This is a genomic window from Lysinibacillus sp. IITD104 (genome assembly GCF_036698265.2).
Lineage (GTDB): Bacteria > Bacillota > Bacilli > Bacillales_A > Planococcaceae > Lysinibacillus > Lysinibacillus boronitolerans.
Genome location: NZ_JBAHYH020000001.1, coordinates 952538 through 975929, shown reverse-complemented (window position 1 = coordinate 975929; position 23392 = coordinate 952538). Strand labels below are relative to the sequence as shown.

Below are 23392 nucleotides of genomic sequence, written 5' to 3'. Positions count from 1 at the left end.
AAAATTTTGAATAAAACGAAGTATAGTATAAACATTTTGGAAAAAACTACTCCTGAAATATTAATGAAATCAGGAGGAGATATATTTTATGCAAAAACATGAATACAGACATCTAGAACAATTTTACATCTATCCTCAATATATAGAAAAATACAACTTGGAAAAACATTTACATGATATACAAGAAATAATTAATACGAATCCAATACACTTTTCTGAGCTGAAAACTAAAAAATATTATTACTTCCGAATGCCTCTTTGCGGACATCCTGAGTTTATAAGCTTAACAAAACTGAGAACGAAAATTTATAGACAAGAGTCATTATGTTGCCGAATTTGCAAATGGTTTGTCAATTCTGAGATCAATTACAAACAGTTTGCAAAACTCTATTCTATTCAAAATAAAACGCCACTAAGTAATATAAATTATAGAAATCATACGCTTTTGTTAACTTGTCAAGATTGTAAAGAGGATACCCCTTATAAAGAAGCTCGATGGGTTCTTTATCATTTAAAATTTGGAGAAAATTTTAAAAATTTTTGCAGACGTAGATGCTATTCTATAGGCGAAAAACATCCTAATCTTATACCTTTTTGGAATGAAAATAAGAATAAAGCACAAATATTTACATTGCAGGCTAATGATCAAAACTTATATCGTAGCAAATTTTATTTCTATTGTTTTGTTTGCGGAAATATTATTGATACCCCGATGACAGTAATTAATGCTATAAGAAATTCAGCAAGATGTTCTGAGCACAAAGTTAAACAAGGAACCTCTTTTGCAGAAATGGCGATATTTCTATCTTTTTTTCGTTGTTTATCAAACCTTCCATTCATCGGTATTTCCCATAAGTATAAATATAATGGGAAGCGTGAATTTGATATTTATGTGACAGTATCCGATAATAATAAACACTCCTATTTCGCGGTAGAAGTCGATGGGATTCAACATTCTTATACAATTAAAGGCGATGAAGATAAAAACAATGATGCTTCGAGAAGTGAGACACATCTTGAACGTGTAAGAGATGTAGCATTGAAGGGAATTACTTTAAATGATTTTCATAATATAATACAACGAAATAGTAAAGATAAAGAGGAACTAAATAACGTTATAGTAGAATTATTAAAACGATTTATGAATTGGGCAGTTAATTTAAATATACAAAACCCAAAACTTGAAGCGTTAAAAAATGCTGTATTATTAGAAATGAAAACTGCAAATGTAATTGAAGACGAAAAATATATATTTCAAAATTTTCTTCACAAATCTGGAAAATTATTAAAAGATAATTTAAAATTAAAACCTATTTACGATCAACTTAGAGAAGATGTAAGAACGCAATTAGGAAATTATATTACTACATCAGAACAAGATGTTAAAAGACCTTTTATTTGTTCAACTTGTAATGAAGAATGGTATCAATATGTCCATGTAGTTGTTAAAAATTATAATAAGTCAAAGAATGGTGCTATGGGATGTCCGACATGTGCAAATAAAAATTTTGATTATATTAGTGAACTAAAACTTAAAGCTATAGACTATAAAAAACTGGGTTTAACACAAGTAGAAATTGGAAAAATTTTAGGTCGAAGTCAGCCAACCATATCAGATTGGTTAAAAAACACTATGCATCCTAATAACAGTGATTCTGAATAGTTACCAATAGTGGTTACCATTACTGGCTCTTTTATAATAACCAATAGTTTCAATTGATAATATTAATCATATTGCTACTTGACTAAACTGGTCAGCTCCTCTTTACAGAAGGGATTCTGAATAGTCACCAATAATGGTGACTATAGCATGTTTTATAGTAACTATTATTAGTTATCATATTGGCAATTAAGTACTTTCAATAATATCTATTCGATATCATTTAGGATTTCAAATGAAGCGGTTTCTCTAATAATTAGGGATCTAGCTATCTGTTATGATGTAAATGGCATTACTAATATTTGCCTTACATTTTAAATGATAGAAGGCTATAGCGATTTTTAATAGTTGCAAAGATTAATTATCCATTCTCATCATAAATTGAATAACTCAAATTTATATAATCATCTACCGTTGTTCCTTCTTCTGGATTATTTAATGCCCATCCAAACTTCTGATACTCTTTGCCTCCATATAATATATTTCTAATTTTTTTAATCTATTTAACCATCGTTTCATACACTTAAAAGGGTATAGCTAAGTATACCCTTTTAAGGGTATGACCAACTTCATAACCCCAAACCTTTATAAGGCCATGATACGTCTATGTTTCATACGTGCAATTACAAGGCTTCCGAGCAGACAAATATCTCTGGGAAACCCCTAAAATGATCAAAAAAACATATCTAATTCACATCACATTTTTGGGGACTATTTTGTAATATTTATGCTCTTAATCAGAGTCTTTTAGTGACTTCAAATACCTAAGAATTAAAGGCATTCTATTTTTCTCTAGTAGAATACAGTCTTGTCGTAAGCATCTAAATATATATCAATATGCTCACTACTTTGATCAGACATGTTCGAATCGTTTAGATTTGAATCCCTTAAAATTTCATTTATCTAAGCCAAAATCATCTTCCGCTTCTTTATAAAATCCCTCAAGGTACCTCGACATGGTAATAGCGTGAATTGAAGCCTTCCACCAAAAATCGCCAAAAAAGCATCCGAAATTAACAGCTCATTAGCTGGGGGAGTGGACAAGTCTTCGACCAAGAGGTTGCTAGATAGATCAATTCTTCTACATAGCTTTCTGTCATGGACACATCTCAAATTTCATGAGCTGAATGCAAAACTTCTAAAGAAAATCCCATGAAAAAGCAAATAAGTCAGGTTTTCCGTGAAATTTTGTGTTGTGGTTGATGAATAATCCCGTTATATATTAGTTTCTATAATATTCACTCTAAAATTTTAATTTCATTTCAAATCCTTATTAAAATATGGAATTTTTCGGACTATAATATTTAAAAATCTAGGAGATCTTTATGTATGAAAAAACAAAACAATTTCTTAGCATCTGCACTAACTAATGTTCCACACCCATCATTCTTCTATATTAACTGTAATAACAAATTATGTATTACTGAAACTGATTGGATAGATCCAATTGCTTTTAAAAAGTGTTGCTCAATTGTTTCTAGAGGCAAAATTGGAATTCAATCCAAGCTATTGTTAGATAAAATAATTAAAGTGGCACAACTGACAGATAACATCACATTGTCTAAACAAGTAATCTATAAAAAAACAAAAGCCATTTTTTCTTCTGTTGATCAATTAAATAAGACACTTGCTTATCTATGTGAGCTTGGTTATATCTATTTAACTTCGGGTGGCGTATCTGGACGAAAGCAATTGATTCTCTTAAATCCAAAGGCAATTTCAATTTTAGGATCTAACTCTTTATAAATTACTTTATGGTTAACATATTTTTGAAAAACATCAAAGGTTAATTTATAAAACAAAAGCAGCAACACTGTTATCTTAATTAATGTATCAAGACGACAGTATTGCTGCACTAGTTCCGCTTCTCCATATTGGAATAACACATATTAATTAAAGCCAGTTCTATCATTCCTTACGAACGTTAAATTTCAACCTTTGTAAACTCCATTCCTTTCACCTTCAACTGATTAAATAAATTCGCTAATGCCGTCTCGCCGACATTGCGGTACTTGCCTAATAGTACTAGCTCTTTTGGGAAATCCTTAACATGTAAGAAGCCTTGCTCTTGTAACGAGTTAAGCAAGCTTGTTTGGCCAGGAAAGTTGTCCTTCGTTAACGCAACATTTCCTAATGCTTCTGTTAAAATAACAAAATCTGATTTGTAAAATAACAAGACTTCCCCGCGATATTGCTCCATTAGTATTTTGCGTTTTTGTTCTTCTTCAACGAATAATCGTAATTCTTCAAAGAAGCATTCATCATTAGCTTCTTTAAATCGCTTTACATGCTGGTGCATACCGTCTAATTGATACGGTAGTTCACTCATAATACGCGCTTGCTGTTCGCCATTCAAACGAATTAAAAACGTTGTAGATTTTGGGAAACGCTGTGGCAATAAAAATGCATCTCGTGAAAAATCAGGTATCTCAACAAATTGATCTTTATAGTAAATTCTACGACTAACCTTTTGCTCGGTTACAACATTTACTGGCACCTGCTCTTTTTGCACAAACGTCTGCATTAATGCTTCAATATGTTCAATTAAATATTCACTATCAGCCGCGCTTTTTTCAGGAACCGGCTCAATATACTCTGGCACCTCAATATCCGGTGAAGCATATGTTTCGATAAACCATGTCAAAATCAAATGCTGATACTCCCAACAAGTTAATGCTTCTCGAATTAACATTTTGCGCGTACCATCATGACTTGCTATGTTACCTTGGCGTCGAACTAAGTGAATCGCATTATCCGTTGTTGGCGTAATGATGCCTTCATTTTTTAACTTCATTTGTACTTCACCGAAATTTAACTCACTATGCTCAAGCCCTTCCAACTGTGCAACTTGACGAACTAGTGTTTCCGCCATTGTCCGCGCTGTTTGCATCGCTGCTCTAGGTGAAACAAAAAGGAGCTTTTCGATATCTTGCGTTAGCTCAGCTAAACTCGGATTAATTCCGTATAAAATCTCTTGTAATTTTTGCGACACTATTTCACACCTACCGACTTAATTTTTTCAATCAAATATGGTATTTTTTCTTTATACTTATCTTTGTTTGCTAAGCGTAAAGAGTACTCTAGCTTTTTCAAATGATACATTGCTTCTTTGGATAGTTCTTCTATAATTATGCCTTGTTCATATAGTAGCAGACTCATTTCTACTTCAGACGAATATAATTTAATTTCTTCAAAAGCACTTCCTGTCCATATGTAGGCACGTACTGCAAAATCATAGTCTCTATAGTGACCGTGAATAACGTGACCGTCTTTTCCCATTAATTCTGCCTTAGGTGTTTCATTATTTTTTGCACTTTTTTCTTCAAAAAAACGATACTGCATATCTGTTAAATATTCATACTTTAACGTTGCACTTGTATCCACATCTTTACTTTTCACAATCGCAAATATTACTTCTATATTAGAGTTAATATCCTTTGCTACTCGAAGATCTCCAACACTCGGATCTGCCCATTCATCAAATATTTCATCATATGGATGGCTATGATAATAAGCAACAAAGTCACTTGTTGTCACAAGCTTTCTCGCTTCCTTCACAATATCATTTACTTGCTCATTAGCCTTTACACTTGAAGCTGTTTTATTCAGTACATTCGCAACTGGAAATGTATACTCACCAACTGCATTTCTATCTTGCTCACCAAAAATTAAACCAAAGCATTCCTTTTGCTGACCGCAATTTGGATAATGACTAATACAGTCAAGTAGCATAGTCGTTAATGTATTGTTGATTAGTTCTAAGTGCATAAAACATCCCTCCATATCTTTAAAATGAAAGCGTACCAGTATAAAAACATGATACGCTTTCTTATTGTTATATTCGATTTAATAAGGCCTTTAACGCTTCAAACTCTTCCTCCGACAATGTAACACCCTTCCCCATCTTCTCACGGTTTGGCGCCCATTCGCGGATGTCATACTTCGGTGCATTACCGTTCCAACTAATACGGTTTAATTCTTTCTTCCAACCTTTTACGGATTCAGATAATACGCCGATGTGTTCAACAACTTCATATTTGATTTCTGCCATTTAATAATCCCCTAAATTTTAATAAACTTGCTCAAGTTCAACTGCTCGCTTGAATGTAATACCTGTATTGATTGCAGCAAAGTGTTTTTCCCCACATCGGATTTTTTCTAATTCTGTTTTGCGTAAATCTTCTGCAGCTAGACTTCCTTTTGTCTCCACAATAAAGTACAATTTCTCTTTACCGTCTTCTTCAACAGATAATGCCCAGTCAGGATTATAGTTTCCGAGTGGTGTTTTGATTTTAAAATCTGCTGGCAATTTAATATAAAACTTTACATTCGGATCTTGTTCGCACGATTCTGCAAAAGCTCGTTCAATGTTAGAGTCAACAATAACATGATCATAAGGCGAACGATTGTCTGAAACTTTTACAATACTATCTTCATACGATTCGACTTCTTCTTGATTGAATAAGCTTTGATCGTACACTTCTTCTGTTTCTAGTTTTTCATATTTAACGCCATCAACCATCGCTAATCGCTTAGCAGCATTAATAATGCGTGCAGCCTCTAACATATACATTTGTGGATTACGTTTAAAATCATGTAACGTGCCACTCTGCTTTAAAATAGCAATTAACGTTTTACGAGTCAGCTTTGTATCTTGTTGTAACTCTGTTAAAATATCTGGTGCTTTCGTATATTCACGCTGAACCGTGCTAAAGCTTGTTTTAACAGTCGTTTTCTCCTCAATTCCCGCTTCTTCAATTTTTAACTGCCTACGCTCATATTCGAGTTTTTGAATACGTACTAGGAGTTCATCACGTAATTTGTCTGCTGCATCTTTAATAAATTGCTCGCTATCAAAATGAATCGAATAAGTCGTTTTATATTTAATGCGTTCCCACAGTTCTATAAATGATCCAGATAATGCTTCTTTATTTAATCGAACCGTTTCTTTTTTCGCATGATCTTTAATTTCAACTTTTTCCGTATTAAACTTCAACTCAATTGCAGCAATAACCTTCTCCGTCATATCTGGTGCAAGAACAGTATATTCTTCTGGCAGTTCAAACACTTGATCTTTAATGGCTTTCGCTAATGCAACGGTTCCTTTACCTTTTGAATCAATGTAATTTTGATCTGTTAAATATTCTACAAGCTTTTTCGAATACTCATGACCTAATGGTTTTTGATATCCAGTAAGCTCATCTACTTCTAACACAAGAGAACTAAAGGTTTCGTTCGTGAAAATACCAAACTCCATGCCATCTTTTTCATACTCATGTTGTAAGCCACTTGCAAAGTCCTCATAACTTTCGTTTGCCATAACCGTTAATGTATTTACTTCAAATCCATGCACACGTTCACCATTTTGATTAACAGCTATGCGGAGACCTCGGCCGATTTTTTGGCGCTTCGTAAGTTCATCTTTCGAATCAATTAACGTACAAATTTGGAAGACGTTTGGGTTGTCCCATCCTTCTTTTAAAGCTGAGTGTGAGAAAATAAAACGTAATTTATGAGCTGTTTTCGTCTTACCTTTTTCTTCATCATACATCGTCAGTAAGTCTTCTTTGTCTTTCATGATGACTTGGAAAGCACTTTCATCCTTTTCTCCACCATTTTTAAACTTACCTTTTTTATCTATAGAGAAGTATCCGTTATGCACTTCTTTAGCTGGAATATGATAATCACGTAGCTTTTTATATTTCGCAGATTTTAATACATCCTTATATTCTTCTTCAAAAATGCGGCCATATTCCCCTAAATATGGCTTACCTTCCTCATCATATTGGCGATAGTTCGCAACGTTATCGATAAAGAACAGACTTAATACTTTAATCCCTAATGAATTTAATTTTAATTCTTTGTTTAAATGTTCCTCAATTGTTTTTCGAATTTGACCGCGCTTTACTTCTAAATCCGCAAAGTGTGCTTGACTTAAATAAATAATAGCTGGTTCACCAGAAAACTCGATGTACTCATTACCTTTTTCAGCCGAAATATCACGCACGAATCCGATTTCTTCATAAGAAGTTAACTTTATCTTTTTCACTAAATCATCGTTTTTCTTTAGCGAAATAGTCTTTTTCACAATGCCTGTTTTCGTTTTCTCTAAAACCTCTACGGATGCTGTAACAGAAGTCTTTGTCGCTTTAATACCTAATAATCGTAAGTGAGCTTCATTGCCATCAATCGAACGTTTAACACCTGCAACTTCAATTTGCTTAACGAGTTTGTGTTGATACGCCTCAACTGGGCCTAATTTATAGAGTAAAGGATATCCTTCCTCTTTGTGTGTTGCAGAGAAACGGAAAACGAATGACGGATTTAACGCAGCGATTGCAGCCTTAGCATTCGTCGTGTTATCTACACTTTGTGGCTCGTCAATGACAACAATTGGATTTGTTTCTGCAATATAATCTTTTGGTGAAATGCCATATAAGCTATCACGATCATTACGGTTGAAAATATTATCTTCGCTATTGAATGCTTGAATATTAATAACCATAATTTCTACATCATCGCTTGTTGCAAATGCTTGGACATCGTTTAACTTAGAACTATCATACATAAACGCACGATATACTAACCCTTGCATTTGTGTTTTAAAATAATCCTTTGTCATTTGTAGAGTTTTCATGACACCTTCTTTAATGGCGACAGACGGTACGACAATAATAAATTTCGTAAATCCATATTTACGGTTCATTTCTAAAATCGACTTTAAATATACGAAAGTTTTCCCTGTTCCCGTTTCCATTTCAATATTAAATTGCGGAAATGGGGATGGTATAGATTGAGCAATCGGAATACCTTGCTTAATCTGAATTTGCTGTACATTTTGTAAAAGCTTACTTTCCGAGACATCAATTTTATTACCGATACCTTTTTCACCAAACAATTTCCCTTGGGCATCTTGGTCCATTATCGTAAATTCTGATTTACGAATTTGTTGTCCTTCAAATACACTTAATACGGCATTTATGGCATCTGTTTGATACGTTAATTCATCAAATTGAATTTTCATTACTGCTCACCTCTAAATCGTCAAAAAGTTATCTTCTGGATAACCCGCATCTTTTAGAATTTCAATACAGTTCAATTTTTCTGAATCATTGTTGAAACCTGCATCGCTGAAAATGACGCTACTTGTCTCTGTTCCAAGCTCATCTCGACGTGAAATGATCGCTCTTGCAATATCCGTTGTAATCCCTTTCGCTAAACAAATAAATAGACTTCCAAAAGCGATATCGTAAATCATTTTCCCGTTTACTTCAAACGTCTCAATTGGATATGTTAACTCTAAACCTTGCTTTAGCATAATTTCATACACAATATCTAACTCGGAACGGCCGTCGATAAATGGTGTTTCATATAAATCTAGCTCGTCTTCTAAATTTAAAAAATCAACATTCCATTCACGAATATTCGACACATCAAGTTTTAACACTTTAAAGCCAATGTCTAAAGCAATTGGATCTTGAAAATTATCATCGAGTATACCAGCGTTCTTATTCTTTTCTAGTAATTCAGCTTTAATATTTTCACCAGCTTGACGAATACGTTCTTCACCGATATTACAAATGGTACGATAACCTTCTTTATAGGCTTCAGAATTTTCATCTAGTGCTTCAGGTAACTGTACCATAATAAACTTGCGATTCCCGCCATCTTCAGCATTCATTTGCATCGTCGCATGTGCAGTCGTTGCAGATCCAGAGAAATAATCTAATACGATTTCATGAGGTTTTACGAAGCTTTTAATAAAATCTTTCACTAATTGTACTGGTTTTGGATTATCAAACTTTAAATTTACATCTTTAAAAAATGCATCATCCGTTCCACCAAACGATAGGACCGAATTAATATTGTCCATCATGTTTTCTTTTAATAAATACTTTCGACGCGGCTGAGTTGTTTCATCTACACCAAATAAAATCTTATTTTCTTCCAGTAACTTTTCCATTGTTTTTTTCGGGTTACGCCAACCTTTTGCAGGAACTGGACATGGCTTTTGAGTCACTGGATGGATAAGAGGAATGAAGTACTCGTCAGGCGCTTTTGTATTATTTGGCCAAGCCATCGAAACTGGTTGATATACTTCGCCAAACTCATCGATGTTTGAATAAGCTTTTTCGCCTCCACTGAACCCTTTTTGTTCCGAAATCCAAATTGAAAACTCGCGGTTAATCATTTCTAGGGTATATTCAATTTCGAATTTACTAAAATCCGCGGCAGAAAAACCGTATTTTTTCCCTAACGAAACAATTGATTTTGGAACCGTTTTAGTCCCTAAAAGTTTAAATAACGATTCTGCCTTTTTTAGTATTTTAACGGCATTTGCTTTTTCTTTTTGCATTACGTTATTCGCTAAAAATTGTTCTTTATTTTTACAGAAGAGAATAATATATTCGTTTTGATTGGATACGCCTCTCGCATCGCCTTTTGGGTTTAATTTATTCCAAATAATTATACCTAATTCGTTTTTCTCACCATAAATTTCTTTAGTAATCTTCAATAAGTTATCGATTTCATGTTCGTCGATATGAATAATAATTAATCCGTCATCTTGTAACAAATTTCGTGAAATTTTTAGGCGAGAGTAAATCATATTCAACCAATCCGTATGGAATCGTCCATTACTCTCAGTATTCGTTGAAAACACATTGCCCTCAGCATCTACTTGTCCTGTTTGCTCTAAATAATTCTGAACTCCATCTTTAAAGTTATCTTTATATATAAAATCTTTCCCCGTATTATAAGGCGGATCGATATAAATCATTTTAATTTTGCCATTATAAGATTTTTGTAATAACTTCAATACTTCTAAGTTATCCCCTTCAATATAAAGGTTTTCTGTCGTATCAAAGTTTTTACTTTTTTCTGGCACTGGACGTAACGTACCTTTTGAAGGCTTTTGTGCGCCTTCAATCATCTTTTTCTTGCCATGCCATGTAAATTGGTAGCGTTCATGTTCTGTTTCTACGACTTCCCCTAATACCGTTTTAAGCATATCAAAATTAATTTTCTCGCCATCTGTTAAGACTTCTGGAAATAGCTCTTTTAAACGTGCAATGTTTTGTGCTGTTATGTCTACTGAATCCCCGTTCATTTTATTTACCATTGTCTTGCTCCTTTTCTATTAATGCTTGTTTTGCAAGCTTTACTTTATTTGCTGCTTGTTGTAACTCAATACGCTTATTAAGTTGTGTTTCTTTCTTTGCCTGCTTCACGTAATCATCAATTTGTGCTTCCATGACAACAAGTTTCTCTAGCACATTATCTTTTAATGAAACTGGTGAATAAATGTTATAACGTGATTGTAATTCAATTTGTAACAATCGCTCAAGCCACGATTCATAAAACGTTTTTAAATTCGTTTTATTAAGGTTTTCAAAGTTCAACTGTTCTTCCACTTGTTGAAGTGTTACAATTTCTTGCACCTCATAAAGAGTTTTACTTGCTAACAAGCCATCCTTTTTCTTCTCATGTGTCGCAAACACCCATTTTGTGCGTGTTTCATCAAAGAATAAAATAACCAAAGGATTCGGCATAATGCTCATAAACACTTTATAAATTTGTGCTGACTTTTTTAATTCTTTTACGTTTATGGCTAAAAAAACGATTGAATCATAACGCTCTGTTGCACTTTCAAATACGTCGATATTAGTATTACTAGTTTGGATTGTCGCTAATATGCGAATACCTCTCGAAACAACATGTTCAGAAATGATTTTTTTTTGAGCAGTTGTTAGCTTGTTTTCCATTTGATTATACGGCAATGTTTTCAGTATTTGTGTTGCTTTGGGAAAACTGATTGCTTTTAATAACTGGCCTTCATTCATTGCGTTTCATCCTTTACAACTAAAAATGAAATTAATTCGATTTCATCATCACCTAAGTCTAACTGAGCTTGCAATGTATTTGCACCGAAGCTAAACAAACTTTCAAATCCAACCTCTTCTTGCTTATCTTTAATAATATTAATTGCTTGCTTCAGTAAATCCTGATAATGCTCCATATACGCTGCATCCTTTGTTTGCTCATTAAACCATTTAACTACATCAATCTCTGGCTCTTTTTTCCCAAGTGCTAGTTTACGATAAACATCTAAAACTTTTTTCGCATGTGTGTAATGAATAAACGCTTCACCTGCATCAGTAACATACAATAAGATGTATGGGGCAAGGCTATTACTTTCTATCGCTACGTCTTTATACTGTTTAAAGCAGAAAATAACACCTGGCTTTGCTTCTGGCAGAACCTCGTTACTAACAACTGCATATAAGCCTATTGGTGCAATTGCTAGCTCTTTTTTATACGATTTTAGCGCTGTACTTAAATCGCTTTTAAAATCCGTATACGTTAAGTCAGTAATGGAAATAGCACCGGAAACATCCTCTAAGTTTAATACATCATTTTGCAACGCTTTTAGCTGGTTTCTACGATATTCTAAATCATTCATTTCCTTTGATGACGTATCTAAAATATCTTCTTCCCCCGAAGCAGAAGTATTTAATATTTTCATACGTCCTTTTACACGTTCTTCCAAGTTGATGTATTCATCTAAATCCATGTTCGGCCAGAAGTTCACCAATTGTATTTGTGTATTCGTTGATCCGATACGGTCAATTCGTCCAAAGCGTTGGATTACACGTACTGGATTCCAGTGAATATCATAGTTAATTAAATAATCGCAGTCCTGTAAGTTTTGCCCTTCCGAAATACAGTCTGTCGCAAAAAGTATATCAATTTCATCTGTACGTTTATTGTCCACCTTGTGACGTTCTTTCGATTTCGGTGAAAAATTGATTAATATGTCATTAATGTCTTTTACACGGACACCTTTTAATGTACATTTGTTCGCACCGCTTCCTACAACTAACGCGGAATGAAGCTGCTTATTCAGTAAACGCTCTGATAAATGATCGTACAAATATTTGGCTGTGTCAGCAAAGGCTGAGAAAATGATAACCTTTTTATTTCCTGGATTTATTGGGTTATCGATTTTTTCTCGAATTAAATTTACTAATTGTTCGAGCTTTGCATCGCGCGTAGTCGAAATTTGCGTTGCTTGCTGTAATAAATCTTGCAATGTCGCTAAATCCGCACGTAAATCGCCTGCCCATTTTAATGCATCAATATCATTTAATTGAATTTGTACTTTATCACTACCAACTGTGATTGCTTCAAGTTGCTCATCATCAAGCTCTGTCGCATCTTCATAATTCTCCGAATAAGTTTGTTGCGTTTGAAGCTGTAAAGTTTGTAGTGTCCCTTCAACTCGTGCGACTAATTTTTCAAGTGTAAGCCTAAATGCATGAATTGAGCTTTCTAAACGTTTGAACAAGTTAACTTTCATTAATGCTGCTACTGCATATTCTCTATCAGTTTGTTTAAAAGTCGATTGACCGTCTTTTACTTTTGTGTCATACAGTTCTTCGTAATGCTTACGTTTATGTGGTAAGACATATTTCATCGGTTGATAAATACTAAAACTTAATGACTCTAAGCGCTCATTGACTTCGTTCATATCAACAAAGCGTTGTTCTATATCTACATCGGCTTTAATAGAAATCGGTTTTAAACGTGTTGGGAAACTACCTATATCTTTGACGTTATAGTATTTTTCAATATGCTTACGACTACGAGCAATGGTTAGAAAATCAAGCAATTGGAAATAGTCTTGCTCAACCATATTCAGAAACTCTTCTGTCGTTCGCTTCGGTGCTGGTAAAGCTGTCCAACGATTAAACGCCGCTTGAGCCGCGCGTAACGTTTGCTCAATGCTTTCAATACCTTCTTGTTGTAGTGCATGGTCGTTATCTTCCGTTATAAAGGCAATTTGATTTTTAATATCATTCATTTTATTGTTTACAGGTGTAGCAGAAAGTAATAGCACTTTCGTTTTTACACCTTTTTTAATGATATCCCGCATAAGTTTTTGATAGCGCGTTAGTCGGCCCTTGTGCGCATTGTTATTTCGAAAGTTGTGCGACTCATCAATTACAACTAAATCATAATTAGACCAATTTACCGTATCGAGACGTATTTCACCTGACATGCCACTTTCACGGCTTAAATCGGTATGATTTAACACATCATAATTAAAACGGTCTTCATTTAACACATTTCGTTTATCATTTTGTGTATAAACAGTCCAGTTATCTCGCAGCTTTTTCGGACATAACACTAATACACGGTCATTTCGCAACTCATAATATTTGATGACTGCTAGTGCTGAAAATGTTTTCCCTAATCCAACACTATCCGCTAAAATACAGCCATTATATTTCTCCATTTTATCGATCATGCCAAGTACACCGTCACGTTGGAATGGATAAAGCTTATTCCAAATGACCGTATCTTTAAAGTTGGTTCCTTCTTTAATAATATTGTCCTCTGAAAGACCTTCTAGATTTTCAGAAAAAATATTATAAAGCGTGACAAAATAGAGCCACTCTGGCGCATTTTCTTTCTGAAAAGCGTCCAGTTGTTGCAATACTTCAGCAGTAATTTCCTTAGATTTTGTTTCATCCTGCCAAAGTCGATCAAACTCTGAGAGCATGTTTTGTGTAACGCCCATCGATTCTTTCATGACTGTATAACTAGCTTGTCGATTCGAAGGAGTAATGCCTAATCCGTCCGCTGTAAATTCAATTTCCGATTGAATAAAAACGTCTTCATCTGTTTTGTTTTTAATCATAATTTGTTTAGGATACGTTACTTCCCCTAAAATCGTTTTAAATTCCGCATTTTCACGAATCCATTCTGATAATTCTCTTGCGATTTGTTTAGCTAGCATCTGATTTCGTAAAGGAATTTCAAACTGATTTCCTTCTAACTGAATCTGTTGGCCTTTTCTTTCTACCAATTTAAATTGATTATTTTCATCGATTTCTTGTTTATAAAAAGTTGGCTCTGTATAGAGAAATCGAAAAGATTCTCCTTTAGCTAACGCTTTTTTTAACTCTTGAAAGACATTCATACTAAATTTTGCAGAAGCAACTGCAATTTTCGAACCTTTTATTATTTCATTTTTCATAGCTTGGACAAGGGTGTTGTTCCCTTTATTATCGACTAAATCTATTTTCAACCATCTACACCTCTTATCTTACATTTCTAATAACTGATCGAAATAACCATCTTTTTCATTCGGATTAATATTGATTAATGTGCGACGATCTAACAATAAATTGCCCCATTCACAAGATGTCTCAGATACGAAAGTACATGCATGACATGCCGCTCCGTTCGCTGACGTATGATATTCAAATTCTCCGTCTGAACAGATTGGATCTGAAGAACAATAGCTCATTTTCTCCAACGACCTAATAATAATAGGTAATAATTTCTCACTCTGTGCTAAGTTTGTTAAACCACCTAAACTTCCTTCTGAATCGCCCGAAGCAGTATAAATAAATACGCCATACATATCTTCACTCGCGTAAATACGCTCTTTTAAAGATGTCGTTGTGTAACCACAATGAGCAGCTAATTGTTGTAACAATGCGTGACTAAATGTATGCAGCAAGATTTGACGTGGCAAAATATCTAATTGAGTATTATTAAATTCTTCACGGTAAGCATTATATGACTTAATAATAGCGCTCGTTACCTGTTCGGTTTGTTCCCATTGTAGTAACTTCTCTATATTAAATTGAAAGAAAATACCCTCGCCGTAATTTCGCACAGCAGGTAGCCATTTGGCTTCATTTGTTATAACGACTGGCTGTGTTTTCACTTCATCATCTGAAAATCGGTCAATGTAATCTAGACGAGTAAATTCTTTTAGCACTTGAACTTCCGGTACAGAATCTATGCGGAAAATGCCATCGAAATACGGCACTAAAATTGGTGCAATGTCGACTTTTTTAGATGAAAAAAGTTCTTCGTTTATTTCATCCTGTATTAATGTATTCCACTCCTGCTTTTTAATCGATTCATAGGTCGAACTTTCTTCAAGCGTTATTTCCCCCTCTAAATATTGTTTGATAATAGGTACAAATGAAGAAGGGATATTTTTGAAACTACACGCCATCTCAAGACCTGATTCACCCATACCTAGATACGCTTTACTAAAATTTTCTTTATCTTTTTCTACTAAATATAGAACATCGAATTCAGAGCTAGTAGTTGTTAAAGGAACCTGCAAAAAGCTCACAATCGACGGTGAATATACATTAGAGGCCCCGCGTAATGTTGTTTTCATTTTGCAGTTACATTTCTGTTTAGCACTTTCACTAATCCAAGGTCTTTCCCCTTGGCAATCAAATAAACTGTGATTATCTCTTTCTTCGGGCTTCATAATATTCCCCAAACTTTCACTATGCTTACAATGCAAGCAAATTACGTGTAAGTCTGATAATGATCCACTTGATCCACGTGTTTTCAACATTAATCGTGGATCTTTAGATTGTTCTGTACAAGGCTTATTTCGATGAACCCATTCATCATAAGGAAAATCCGAAAGATGTCCATTTTCACATGCTAATACAAAACGGCTTGCATATAGCTCCTGTAGATCGTCTTCATTTTTGCGCGCACAATAGTAACACGTAGCATTATCATACCTCGTCATATTGTGGCATTTCGGACAGATTTTCCATTTTGGGAATTCAACTGCTTTTATTTTTTGTTTATCAGGATTTTCATTTAAAATACGTACATGATCTACATCTAGAAAAGATGTAATTCGGACATCCTTTTCTTGTGGCGCCCTTCTTGTTTGCCACTGATCCGCAGATTTAACAATAACACTTTGATTTAATAGTTCAACGATTGCCCCTGGTCCTGATTGATATATTAATTGGGACGGTCTGATTGTTTCATTTTGTTTGGTCATGATTTTAACACCTCAATTTCAATAGCTGCTTCTACGTTTCTCAGTGACATCATAGCTGGACGAGCATCTTTTACTTTTACTTCTTCATTAAAGTTTTTTAATAAATATGCTTTTACATATTTCGATTCTTTATAGGCTAATGTATTTTCTGCATATTTGAAAGCTAGCTCTTGCCACCATTCTAATATATCCTTTACTTCCGATTCGATTGTTGCACCGTAAGCTTCCTGGACTCTTTCTAAAAATTGAACGGTAGCAGTATCTATTTTGTTTTGTAGCTGTACTATTTTTTTCGGACTTTGCTCAGCATTGATTTCCATAATCGTTTGACGAATATACCCAATAAATGTACCTGTCAACCCTTTATATAATGCCCCTTTAGCAAACGGGGTCACACTCATCGTTTCTACATGACGATATAACGCTTGATGATACACTTTAAAACGTTCGAAATGTGATAAGTCTCTAGAACGCAGTGAATTTAATAGAATAAATACAATCCCTGGATATTTACGCCCCACACGACTTGTTGCTTGAATGTATTCTGAAGTCGTTTTAGGTTGTCCTTGTACAATCATCGTTCCTAAACGATCCACATCGACGCCTACAGAAATCATATTCGTTGCGAGTACTGCGTCTAGAACGCCCGCTTCATCCATTGTTTTTTCCATTTGCGTGAGTAATTGAGGAATTTCTTGCGCTTTTTTTCGACTAGTTAATTCTTCAACTATTAAATCGTGTTCAAATTTGTTAGTTGGATCTAACATATTTAATCGTGAGTTTATTTCGTCTTTAAACGTAGTGACCATCCCTGCCAATTCTTTAACCGTATTGAAATAACCTAGCATTGTATAATATGGATCTAGTTTATATTTTGGTTCACTTCTGGTAATTGTTGCATAAGCACTATATGTTTGAATCGCTTGAATTTTATTACTTACCCCTGGCGCACATATTCCTACATAAAATCGCCCTGGCTTTTCAGAAGTAGGGACTTCCTTTGAGACAAAATTATCATTTACTTTTTGCACAGCTAATGGGAATTGCTGCATTTTTCGTCCATAGAGCGCTCGAATTTGCTCGTCCGCACCACTAATCGTCGCAGTTGAAGCGATGACTTTAGCCGGTCTTCCATTATGTCTTGTTAATAAATCAATCGCTACCTCATATAAGCCTGTTAAAGAGCCAAGTGGACCTGAAATCAAATGAAGCTCATCTTGAATGATTAGTTCAGGTGGTTTCAAACGATTAATACGACTGTATCCTCTTGGAGTAGATTCGCTATATTCAAATCCTTTCTCTCGGTGATAAACATTTTTATTTCCGAATAGCTCATGCATATTTTGTTTCCATGGTAACTGTGCGATTTTATCCACTGTGCCTATTAACAATGTTGGTAACTTCTTGTAAATTGCCTCATCGATTGTATATACAGGAATCCCATGTTTAAAAGTACATTCATTATTAGAACAACATATTTTCTGAGAATTATAGTTAATTTCATACTGCTCTGGACCTAGTTCCGTCCCACACCATGGACAATGCATTAGCTGAATAGGATTGCCAGTTTTAACTTCCTTACCTTCTAGTAATTGTTCAAGCTTTTCCATTGCATCTTCAAATTTATTAGGTGATGAATCCTTTCCAATCCACAGTCCTATACTAAACGGCTCTTCTCCAAATAATTTTGCATTTGGCTTACGCAAAACTTCTGCCGCGCAAATCAAAGCTGCAGCCCGTTGGAATTGTTGAGTTGTTAATAAACGTAATGTATATCGCATAAAAACTGTAACTCCAGCGTACTTGTCTATTTGATTTGGCGCTAATAATCGACGGTAAGCCATGACATAAGCAGCTACTCCTAAATACGCCTCTGTTTTACCGCCACCAGTTGGAAACCAAATTAAATCAACAATTTCTCTATCTCGATGTTGTTCATCCGATGCGCCAGCAATATTCATGAGTAGGAATATTAATTGGAATAAACGCCATTCGCCATCTAATGTAGGTTTTATTCGCTCGCCTGTTGTACGATATGTTTGAGCCACCGAAGATTGCGCACGTTGCAATAACATCGCACGATTAGCAAACTGAAACGCTAGATAACATAGAGAGTTGTTACTTTCCGTCACAAGTGAAATACCTTCTTCTAAACGCTGAATAATTTCATTTACTTTTAAAAAATTTTGTTTTGCCTCAACTTTTAAATAATCTGGTAGCTCATTTACTATTTGCATTTCATGATTCAACCACAATTTATAAGCTGCTGGTATAACACTTAATTTTTCTTTCAATATATCTGCAGTATATTCACTTAAATCCTTCATCTTAAATGACTGATTTTCGATTTTACAATGCTCCACATTCGGCAATTCATATCGTGGCATCCATGTTGAATAAATCGTTGTAATATTTCCAACTACTTCCCAATCAACCCCTACACCATGCCCTATTGCTAGCTCTTCTTTATCACGATAAAGAAGTTCATTTTGGACATTATACTTATCAGCCTTTGATGTAAATTTAGCAACATGAATTGTAGGTATATGTACCTTTAACGAGCTTTGAAACATGACCTCATTTTGTAATGGGTACTGTTCCCGCTTTAAACTATTCATTAAAAAAATATTTACGTGATACAAGTTATTTCGATAAGTAACGGTATAACGTACTTTGCCGTACTTAGAGTCATTCAAATTTTCCAGCGTATCGGTTCTATTTTTTGAAAGGTCAATTTGCCACTTTTCTGATTGTGACATACGTTTATGTTCTTTATCCTCATAGATAGCCCAAGATGCTTCTATTTCAACAGTCGTTAATTCCTGTAATTTAAAACTAAATCCCATCGTAGAAGGACGAAAGAGCTTCTTTGTTGTAAGTTGCTCACTTAACTCTTCTTCACTTACTTGTATATGCGTTTCTATTGCGTTATCTCGCTCATTTACTACATCCGATGTTGAACCTAACGGAACTAATTTACCTGTTAAATAAAACTGCATCGGTCTAATGTTTTCACCAAGTATTTCATCTTCTCTGCGTGGGCCAACTAAATATGATTCTAATTCATGAATTAAGTCTTTACGTAAAATTGAATATTGCTCCATCTGACTTACACAGCCTTTCACTTTAGGTAGTTTCTACTATTATAGCACCTTGTAATTAAAGGAAGTAAATTTTGTGTAGAATAATGATAATTTAAAATATTTTGTATAAATTCCCTATATTTAGAATACAACCTATTTAAATGTAAAAATATTAAAACCTTCTACTGATATTACCCGTATACCTTATAAATATCATTTTATAGGAGGTTATATTATGAGAGAAGCTTGGCATACGAACGAAGAGAAACTATACATAATCCCACAAAATTTACCCGCCGTTGAAATAGATAATTACAAGCAAATTGCCAAAAAAGGTACGTTTATTTGCCCATACTGCAAAGCAAAGTTATATGTAAAAAGCGGAGAAATTTTAGGGAATTTCTTTTCACATTTGCATAGGGAGAGTTGTGAAGCATCCAAACAAAGCGAAGCACGTTATAACAAGTATGAAAAGTAAAAGAAGAACGACACACCACGACAACCACATATAGTAGCTTTAATAAACGACGAATTAAATGTATTAGCAAAACTTTATCCACACGTTACAGTCAACCCAGGATATCTAAACCAGGACTTTTCAAAACACATTCCAGACATCACTTTAAAAATTAATAATTATAAGTACGCAATTATAGTTGTCACTCACATTACTGCTTCTACAGATCAAGCTATTGCAAAATCCATTCAAAATCAAAAAAATTATTATGCATCATTAGGTTATGAACCACTATTTTTCATTGAGCGCAACCATCTGGGCATTGATATTGATGGACAATCACTTGTTCTATGGAAAACCGAACTACAGGCGTTAACAAGTCAAAAAGCGGATATTCATTGGAAGAATTTTTTAAAACAACTAGGGGAATTAGGGGACCTACAGGCAGTACTAAAGTTACCTAAAACAGACTTAAACGTGAAAAGTATAATGTATATTACGCCTGCTAATGAAGCCATTTCTATTGAAGCTTTCCATGTTTTAGAACACCCAAACACTTTACCACTTAAAGCACACTTCTTCTCAATGCCTTATAAACTAACATTTGCTCAAGCATTTAAAATAAACAATGAAAAACTTAGCCTAGCGGACCTAGACTTCGAAATTAATAATCAATCAAAATACGCTGAACATTTTTTACAGGCAAAGGAAGCTTTTGAACGCCAACTTGAAGAAAAGGCTCTTTTAGCTAAGTTAGCGGCGGAAGAAAACAGAAAACAAGCTATCGAAAACCAGCAAACATTTTTAGAAAGATATAGTCAAAGTAACTATGTAAAATCAGATAAGGATAAAAAGCGTGAACTAGTAATGAAAGCCTTCCTTTCTAATAATTAAATGCAAAATTTATTTTTCCTCAATTGAAACCAAATCATATATCAAAAAGCGAAAAGGGTTGTCCTAACGGGTGACCCTTTTTGCTTTTTTCATTGCTAATTACAATACTATTTTACAACCTTCAAAAAGATTCTTTAGACCTATAAGAATTAAAAAGTTTAAAGATATAATGATTTGCAGATTTGAAACAATTCACTGGCATTTACATTTTCGAAAATAATCAAAAAAAATGATCAAAGTTATTCGAATACTTAAAAAGCCATGGTAGAATACTTCAAATTTTAGTAGGACAAGCCTTTTTAGTCCTTCTAGGATTCAACAGCATCCTATCCGGAAGGGTTGCTATTAATGCATTTTTTTAATCTTTAGGTACCTAGGCATGAAATTAGTAATAACGGAGGAAAATTCGATATGCAAAACAATCAGGAATGTAATGAATTCGAACAAGAAGAAAATCAAGAAGTAGAAGACGATTTTTCAGAACTAAAATTAGCTGAAGCTAAATTAGAAATAGATATTAAAAGTGAAAAAAAACATGCTAAGGAAAAGCCATCTAATGTTCAAAGCGACGGACAACAATCAAGTATTAAATTGTATGAAGAGTTGTACGAAAGTATTAATAGCCTAGATGAGTATGGGTTTGAATGGCAACCACCCATAACATTTGAAGAATCAGCTCTAAGGCAATTTGACGTTAATATTTTTCCTAACACTTTAAAAAGTATGGTTTTAGCAGTAAGTCGCTTTACACAGACCCCAGTAGATCTTGCTGCAATTTGTTTAATTGGTGTACTATCAACTGTTTTACAAAAAAAGTTTCACGTTGAACCAATCAAAGGATGGAAAGAACCTTTAAACACATACACAGCCGTGCTATTACAAGCATCAAATCGTAAGTCGGCTGTTTTTGGATTAATGATGGGACCTTTATTCGATTATGAATCGAATCTTATAAAATCGCATCAAGAAGTGCAGAAAAAGAATGAAAAACATCTATCTTTACTAAATAGGCGTATAGATAAACTTGAAAATGAATATGCAAAATCAGGTGACACTGAGCCACTAGACGATTTGGAAAATTTGTGGACCTTAAGAGAAAAATTAAAACCAAAGCCAGCTCCAACTCTCATTTTAGATAACTCAACTGAAGAAGTAATAGTATCTAGGATTTCCCAAAATTCTGAACGTATTGCGATTGCCTCTTCAGAAGGAGATTTATTTGAACGGTTAAAATCATCTATTAAATTTGAAGCAAGTAAACTAGATGTGTATTTAAAGGGTTATTCGGGTGACTCCCTGCGAACTGACCGAATCTCAAGAGATACTGAACGAATAGAAGAACCTTTAGTAACAATTTGCATCTCAGCCCAGCCGACCGTTATTCAGGATATGCCTCAGAAAATCATTGATCGAGGCTTAATTCCTCGTTTTTTAATCTCTATGCCTGAAGATTTATTAGGTAAACGAGATGTGTACAATGCTAAACCAGTAGATTCAGAAACTAAATATTTATATAACAATTTAATTTCTAAACTACTAAATTTCGAAGGTAAAGATTCAGTTGCACTTGAACTTTCCTCGGAATCATACGATGTCCTGAAGAAATTTGAACACCATGTGGAGACATTATTTTTACCAGAACAGCTATATTGTGACTCCTTAAAAAGTTGGGGTGGAAAAATTATCGGTAATTTATTAAGAATTACAGGTTTATTACATGTTGCTAAACACACCGACATTGCAAAGGATAAATCAGATATTCCTACAACAATTGAAGTAAAAACGTTAAAGGAGGCACTAAAGTTAAAGGAATATTTTGATTCCCAAATTATTAACGCTTATGGCATCATGTTTAGCAAAGAATCGAACGATATGGCTCAATATTTACTAGGTAAGTTAGAACTACTAACAGAAGAAAAGAAACAGCGTAAAGTTTCTAAGCAAGATTTATGGCAAAAGACAAAAAAGATTTTTACTACTGCCCCAACCTTTAACCTATCATTAAAAATTTTAGAAGAGCGCGGTTTTATCCAGTTTGACTTAGGTGGTAAATCAGGACGAAAAGAATTTATTATCTTATCACCTTTTGTAAACAAAGATAAAAAAAATTAACAGTAGCTATTCGAATATGAAAAAACGGCTGTTATTATATTTCCAGCTTTTAAACAGCAAAGCTAGATTAGAGAAAGGTAGGAAATTCAATGCAACCACGTGAATTAGAAAATGAAGAATGGATGAATTTAAAAACCGCTGCTGAGTATTTAAATGTATCTTACAAAACGCTAATGTCTTTTCGTGCAAAGGGATTAGAGGTAGCAGAGATCGGTCGTATTCGACGTGTATCAAAATCAGCATTAGATGAATTTATGAAACAAAATAGCTTTTAAAACTAGAGATTTGAGGGGAATTACTTCGCAAAACTAATCTCTTCAATTAAATAAAATTCAATCGAGGAG

Annotated in this window: 15 protein-coding genes; 6 read left to right on the top strand and 9 right to left on the bottom strand. The window is 34.1% G+C overall.

What is annotated here, in order from left to right:
- Window positions 1–88: 88 nt before the first annotated feature.
- Window positions 89–1663 carry a helix-turn-helix transcriptional regulator gene (locus V1L66_RS05020; protein WP_333003682.1) on the top strand — a complete coding sequence of 525 codons (1575 nt, stop codon included), beginning with the start codon at window positions 89–91 and terminating at the stop codon, window positions 1661–1663.
- A 1326-nt stretch (window positions 1664–2989) separates the two neighbouring features.
- The gene (locus V1L66_RS05015) at window positions 2990–3406 is read left to right on the top strand and encodes a hypothetical protein (protein ID WP_333003683.1); all 417 of its coding nucleotides are present in this window, start codon (window positions 2990–2992) and stop codon (window positions 3404–3406) included.
- A gap of 178 nt (window positions 3407–3584) precedes the next feature.
- Here the strand turns inward: V1L66_RS05015 and V1L66_RS05010 are convergent, their stop codons facing one another.
- From V1L66_RS05010 to drmA, 9 genes are all read right to left on the bottom strand, one after another.
- The gene (locus V1L66_RS05010) at window positions 3585–4652 is read right to left on the bottom strand and encodes a DUF4145 domain-containing protein (RefSeq protein ID WP_333003684.1); all 1068 of its coding nucleotides are present in this window, start codon (window positions 4650–4652) and stop codon (window positions 3585–3587) included.
- On the bottom strand, window positions 4652–5428 hold the full coding sequence (locus V1L66_RS05005; protein ID WP_333003686.1) for a hypothetical protein: 777 nt from the start codon (window positions 5426–5428) through the stop codon (window positions 4652–4654). Before V1L66_RS05005 ends, V1L66_RS05010 begins: the two co-directional genes overlap by 1 nt.
- A gap of 67 nt (window positions 5429–5495) precedes the next feature.
- Window positions 5496–5711: a YdbC family protein gene (locus V1L66_RS05000; RefSeq protein ID WP_333003688.1), complete on the bottom strand. Its 216-nt coding sequence runs from the start codon at window positions 5709–5711 to the stop codon at window positions 5496–5498.
- Window positions 5712–5729: 18 nt separating this feature from the next.
- Window positions 5730–8684 carry a DEAD/DEAH box helicase family protein gene (locus V1L66_RS04995; protein ID WP_333003690.1) on the bottom strand — a complete coding sequence of 985 codons (2955 nt, stop codon included), beginning with the start codon at window positions 8682–8684 and terminating at the stop codon, window positions 5730–5732.
- A 12-nt stretch (window positions 8685–8696) separates the two neighbouring features.
- The gene (locus V1L66_RS04990) at window positions 8697–10781 is read right to left on the bottom strand and encodes a site-specific DNA-methyltransferase (protein ID WP_333003692.1); all 2085 of its coding nucleotides are present in this window, start codon (window positions 10779–10781) and stop codon (window positions 8697–8699) included.
- A complete protein-coding gene (locus tag V1L66_RS04985) occupies window positions 10771–11502 on the bottom strand; it encodes a DUF4391 domain-containing protein (protein ID WP_333003693.1) in 732 nt (243 codons plus the stop codon). The genes V1L66_RS04990 and V1L66_RS04985 overlap by 11 nt, the downstream gene beginning before the upstream one ends.
- Window positions 11499–14753 (bottom strand): helicase-related protein, encoded by a 3255-nt coding sequence (locus V1L66_RS04980; protein ID WP_333003694.1) that lies wholly within the window; start codon window positions 14751–14753, stop codon window positions 11499–11501. Before V1L66_RS04980 ends, V1L66_RS04985 begins: the two co-directional genes overlap by 4 nt.
- An 18-nt stretch (window positions 14754–14771) precedes the next feature.
- Window positions 14772–16502 (bottom strand): DUF1998 domain-containing protein, encoded by a 1731-nt coding sequence (locus V1L66_RS04975; protein WP_333003696.1) that lies wholly within the window; start codon window positions 16500–16502, stop codon window positions 14772–14774.
- Window positions 16499–19606 (bottom strand): DISARM system helicase DrmA, encoded by a 3108-nt coding sequence (gene drmA / locus V1L66_RS04970; RefSeq protein WP_333003697.1) that lies wholly within the window; start codon window positions 19604–19606, stop codon window positions 16499–16501. The genes V1L66_RS04975 and drmA overlap by 4 nt, the downstream gene beginning before the upstream one ends.
- A 214-nt stretch (window positions 19607–19820) precedes the next feature.
- Between drmA and V1L66_RS04965 the strand changes: the two genes are divergently transcribed.
- The 4 genes from V1L66_RS04965 to V1L66_RS04950 all read left to right on the top strand — a co-directional run bounded on the left by V1L66_RS04965 (window position 19821) and on the right by V1L66_RS04950 (window position 23323).
- Window positions 19821–20063, top strand: coding sequence for a competence protein CoiA family protein (locus V1L66_RS04965; RefSeq protein ID WP_333003698.1), 243 nt, complete (start codon window positions 19821–19823; stop codon window positions 20061–20063).
- Between the two features lie 468 nt (window positions 20064–20531).
- Window positions 20532–20936 (top strand): hypothetical protein, encoded by a 405-nt coding sequence (locus V1L66_RS04960; protein ID WP_333003699.1) that lies wholly within the window; start codon window positions 20532–20534, stop codon window positions 20934–20936.
- Between the two features lie 411 nt (window positions 20937–21347).
- A complete protein-coding gene (locus V1L66_RS04955; protein ID WP_333003701.1) occupies window positions 21348–23048 on the top strand; it encodes a YfjI family protein in 1701 nt (566 codons plus the stop codon).
- Between the two features lie 89 nt (window positions 23049–23137).
- Window positions 23138–23323, top strand: coding sequence for a helix-turn-helix domain-containing protein (locus tag V1L66_RS04950; protein ID WP_258860346.1), 186 nt, complete (start codon window positions 23138–23140; stop codon window positions 23321–23323).
- Window positions 23324–23392: the final 69 nt, after the last annotated feature.

Bases quoted from the DNA above. Each gene is read 5' to 3' on its own strand.
- V1L66_RS05020 (WP_333003682.1), top strand. From the start codon at position 89: ATGCAAAAACATGAATACAGACATCTAGAACAATTTTACATCTATCCT.
- V1L66_RS05015 (WP_333003683.1), top strand. From the start codon at position 2,990: ATGAAAAAACAAAACAATTTCTTAGCATCTGCACTAACTAATGTTCCA.
- V1L66_RS05005 (WP_333003686.1), bottom strand. From the start codon at position 5,428: ATGCACTTAGAACTAATCAACAATACATTAACGACTATGCTACTTGAC.
- V1L66_RS05000 (WP_333003688.1), bottom strand. From the start codon at position 5,711: ATGGCAGAAATCAAATATGAAGTTGTTGAACACATCGGCGTATTATCT.
- V1L66_RS04995 (WP_333003690.1), bottom strand. From the start codon at position 8,684: ATGAAAATTCAATTTGATGAATTAACGTATCAAACAGATGCCATAAAT.
- V1L66_RS04990 (WP_333003692.1), bottom strand. From the start codon at position 10,781: ATGGTAAATAAAATGAACGGGGATTCAGTAGACATAACAGCACAAAAC.
- V1L66_RS04985 (WP_333003693.1), bottom strand. From the start codon at position 11,502: ATGAATGAAGGCCAGTTATTAAAAGCAATCAGTTTTCCCAAAGCAACA.
- V1L66_RS04975 (WP_333003696.1), bottom strand. From the start codon at position 16,502: ATGACCAAACAAAATGAAACAATCAGACCGTCCCAATTAATATATCAA.
- drmA (WP_333003697.1), bottom strand. From the start codon at position 19,606: ATGGAGCAATATTCAATTTTACGTAAAGACTTAATTCATGAATTAGAA.
- V1L66_RS04965 (WP_333003698.1), top strand. From the start codon at position 19,821: ATGAGAGAAGCTTGGCATACGAACGAAGAGAAACTATACATAATCCCA.
- V1L66_RS04960 (WP_333003699.1), top strand. From the start codon at position 20,532: ATGTATATTACGCCTGCTAATGAAGCCATTTCTATTGAAGCTTTCCAT.
- V1L66_RS04955 (WP_333003701.1), top strand. From the start codon at position 21,348: ATGCAAAACAATCAGGAATGTAATGAATTCGAACAAGAAGAAAATCAA.
- V1L66_RS04950 (WP_258860346.1), top strand. From the start codon at position 23,138: ATGCAACCACGTGAATTAGAAAATGAAGAATGGATGAATTTAAAAACC.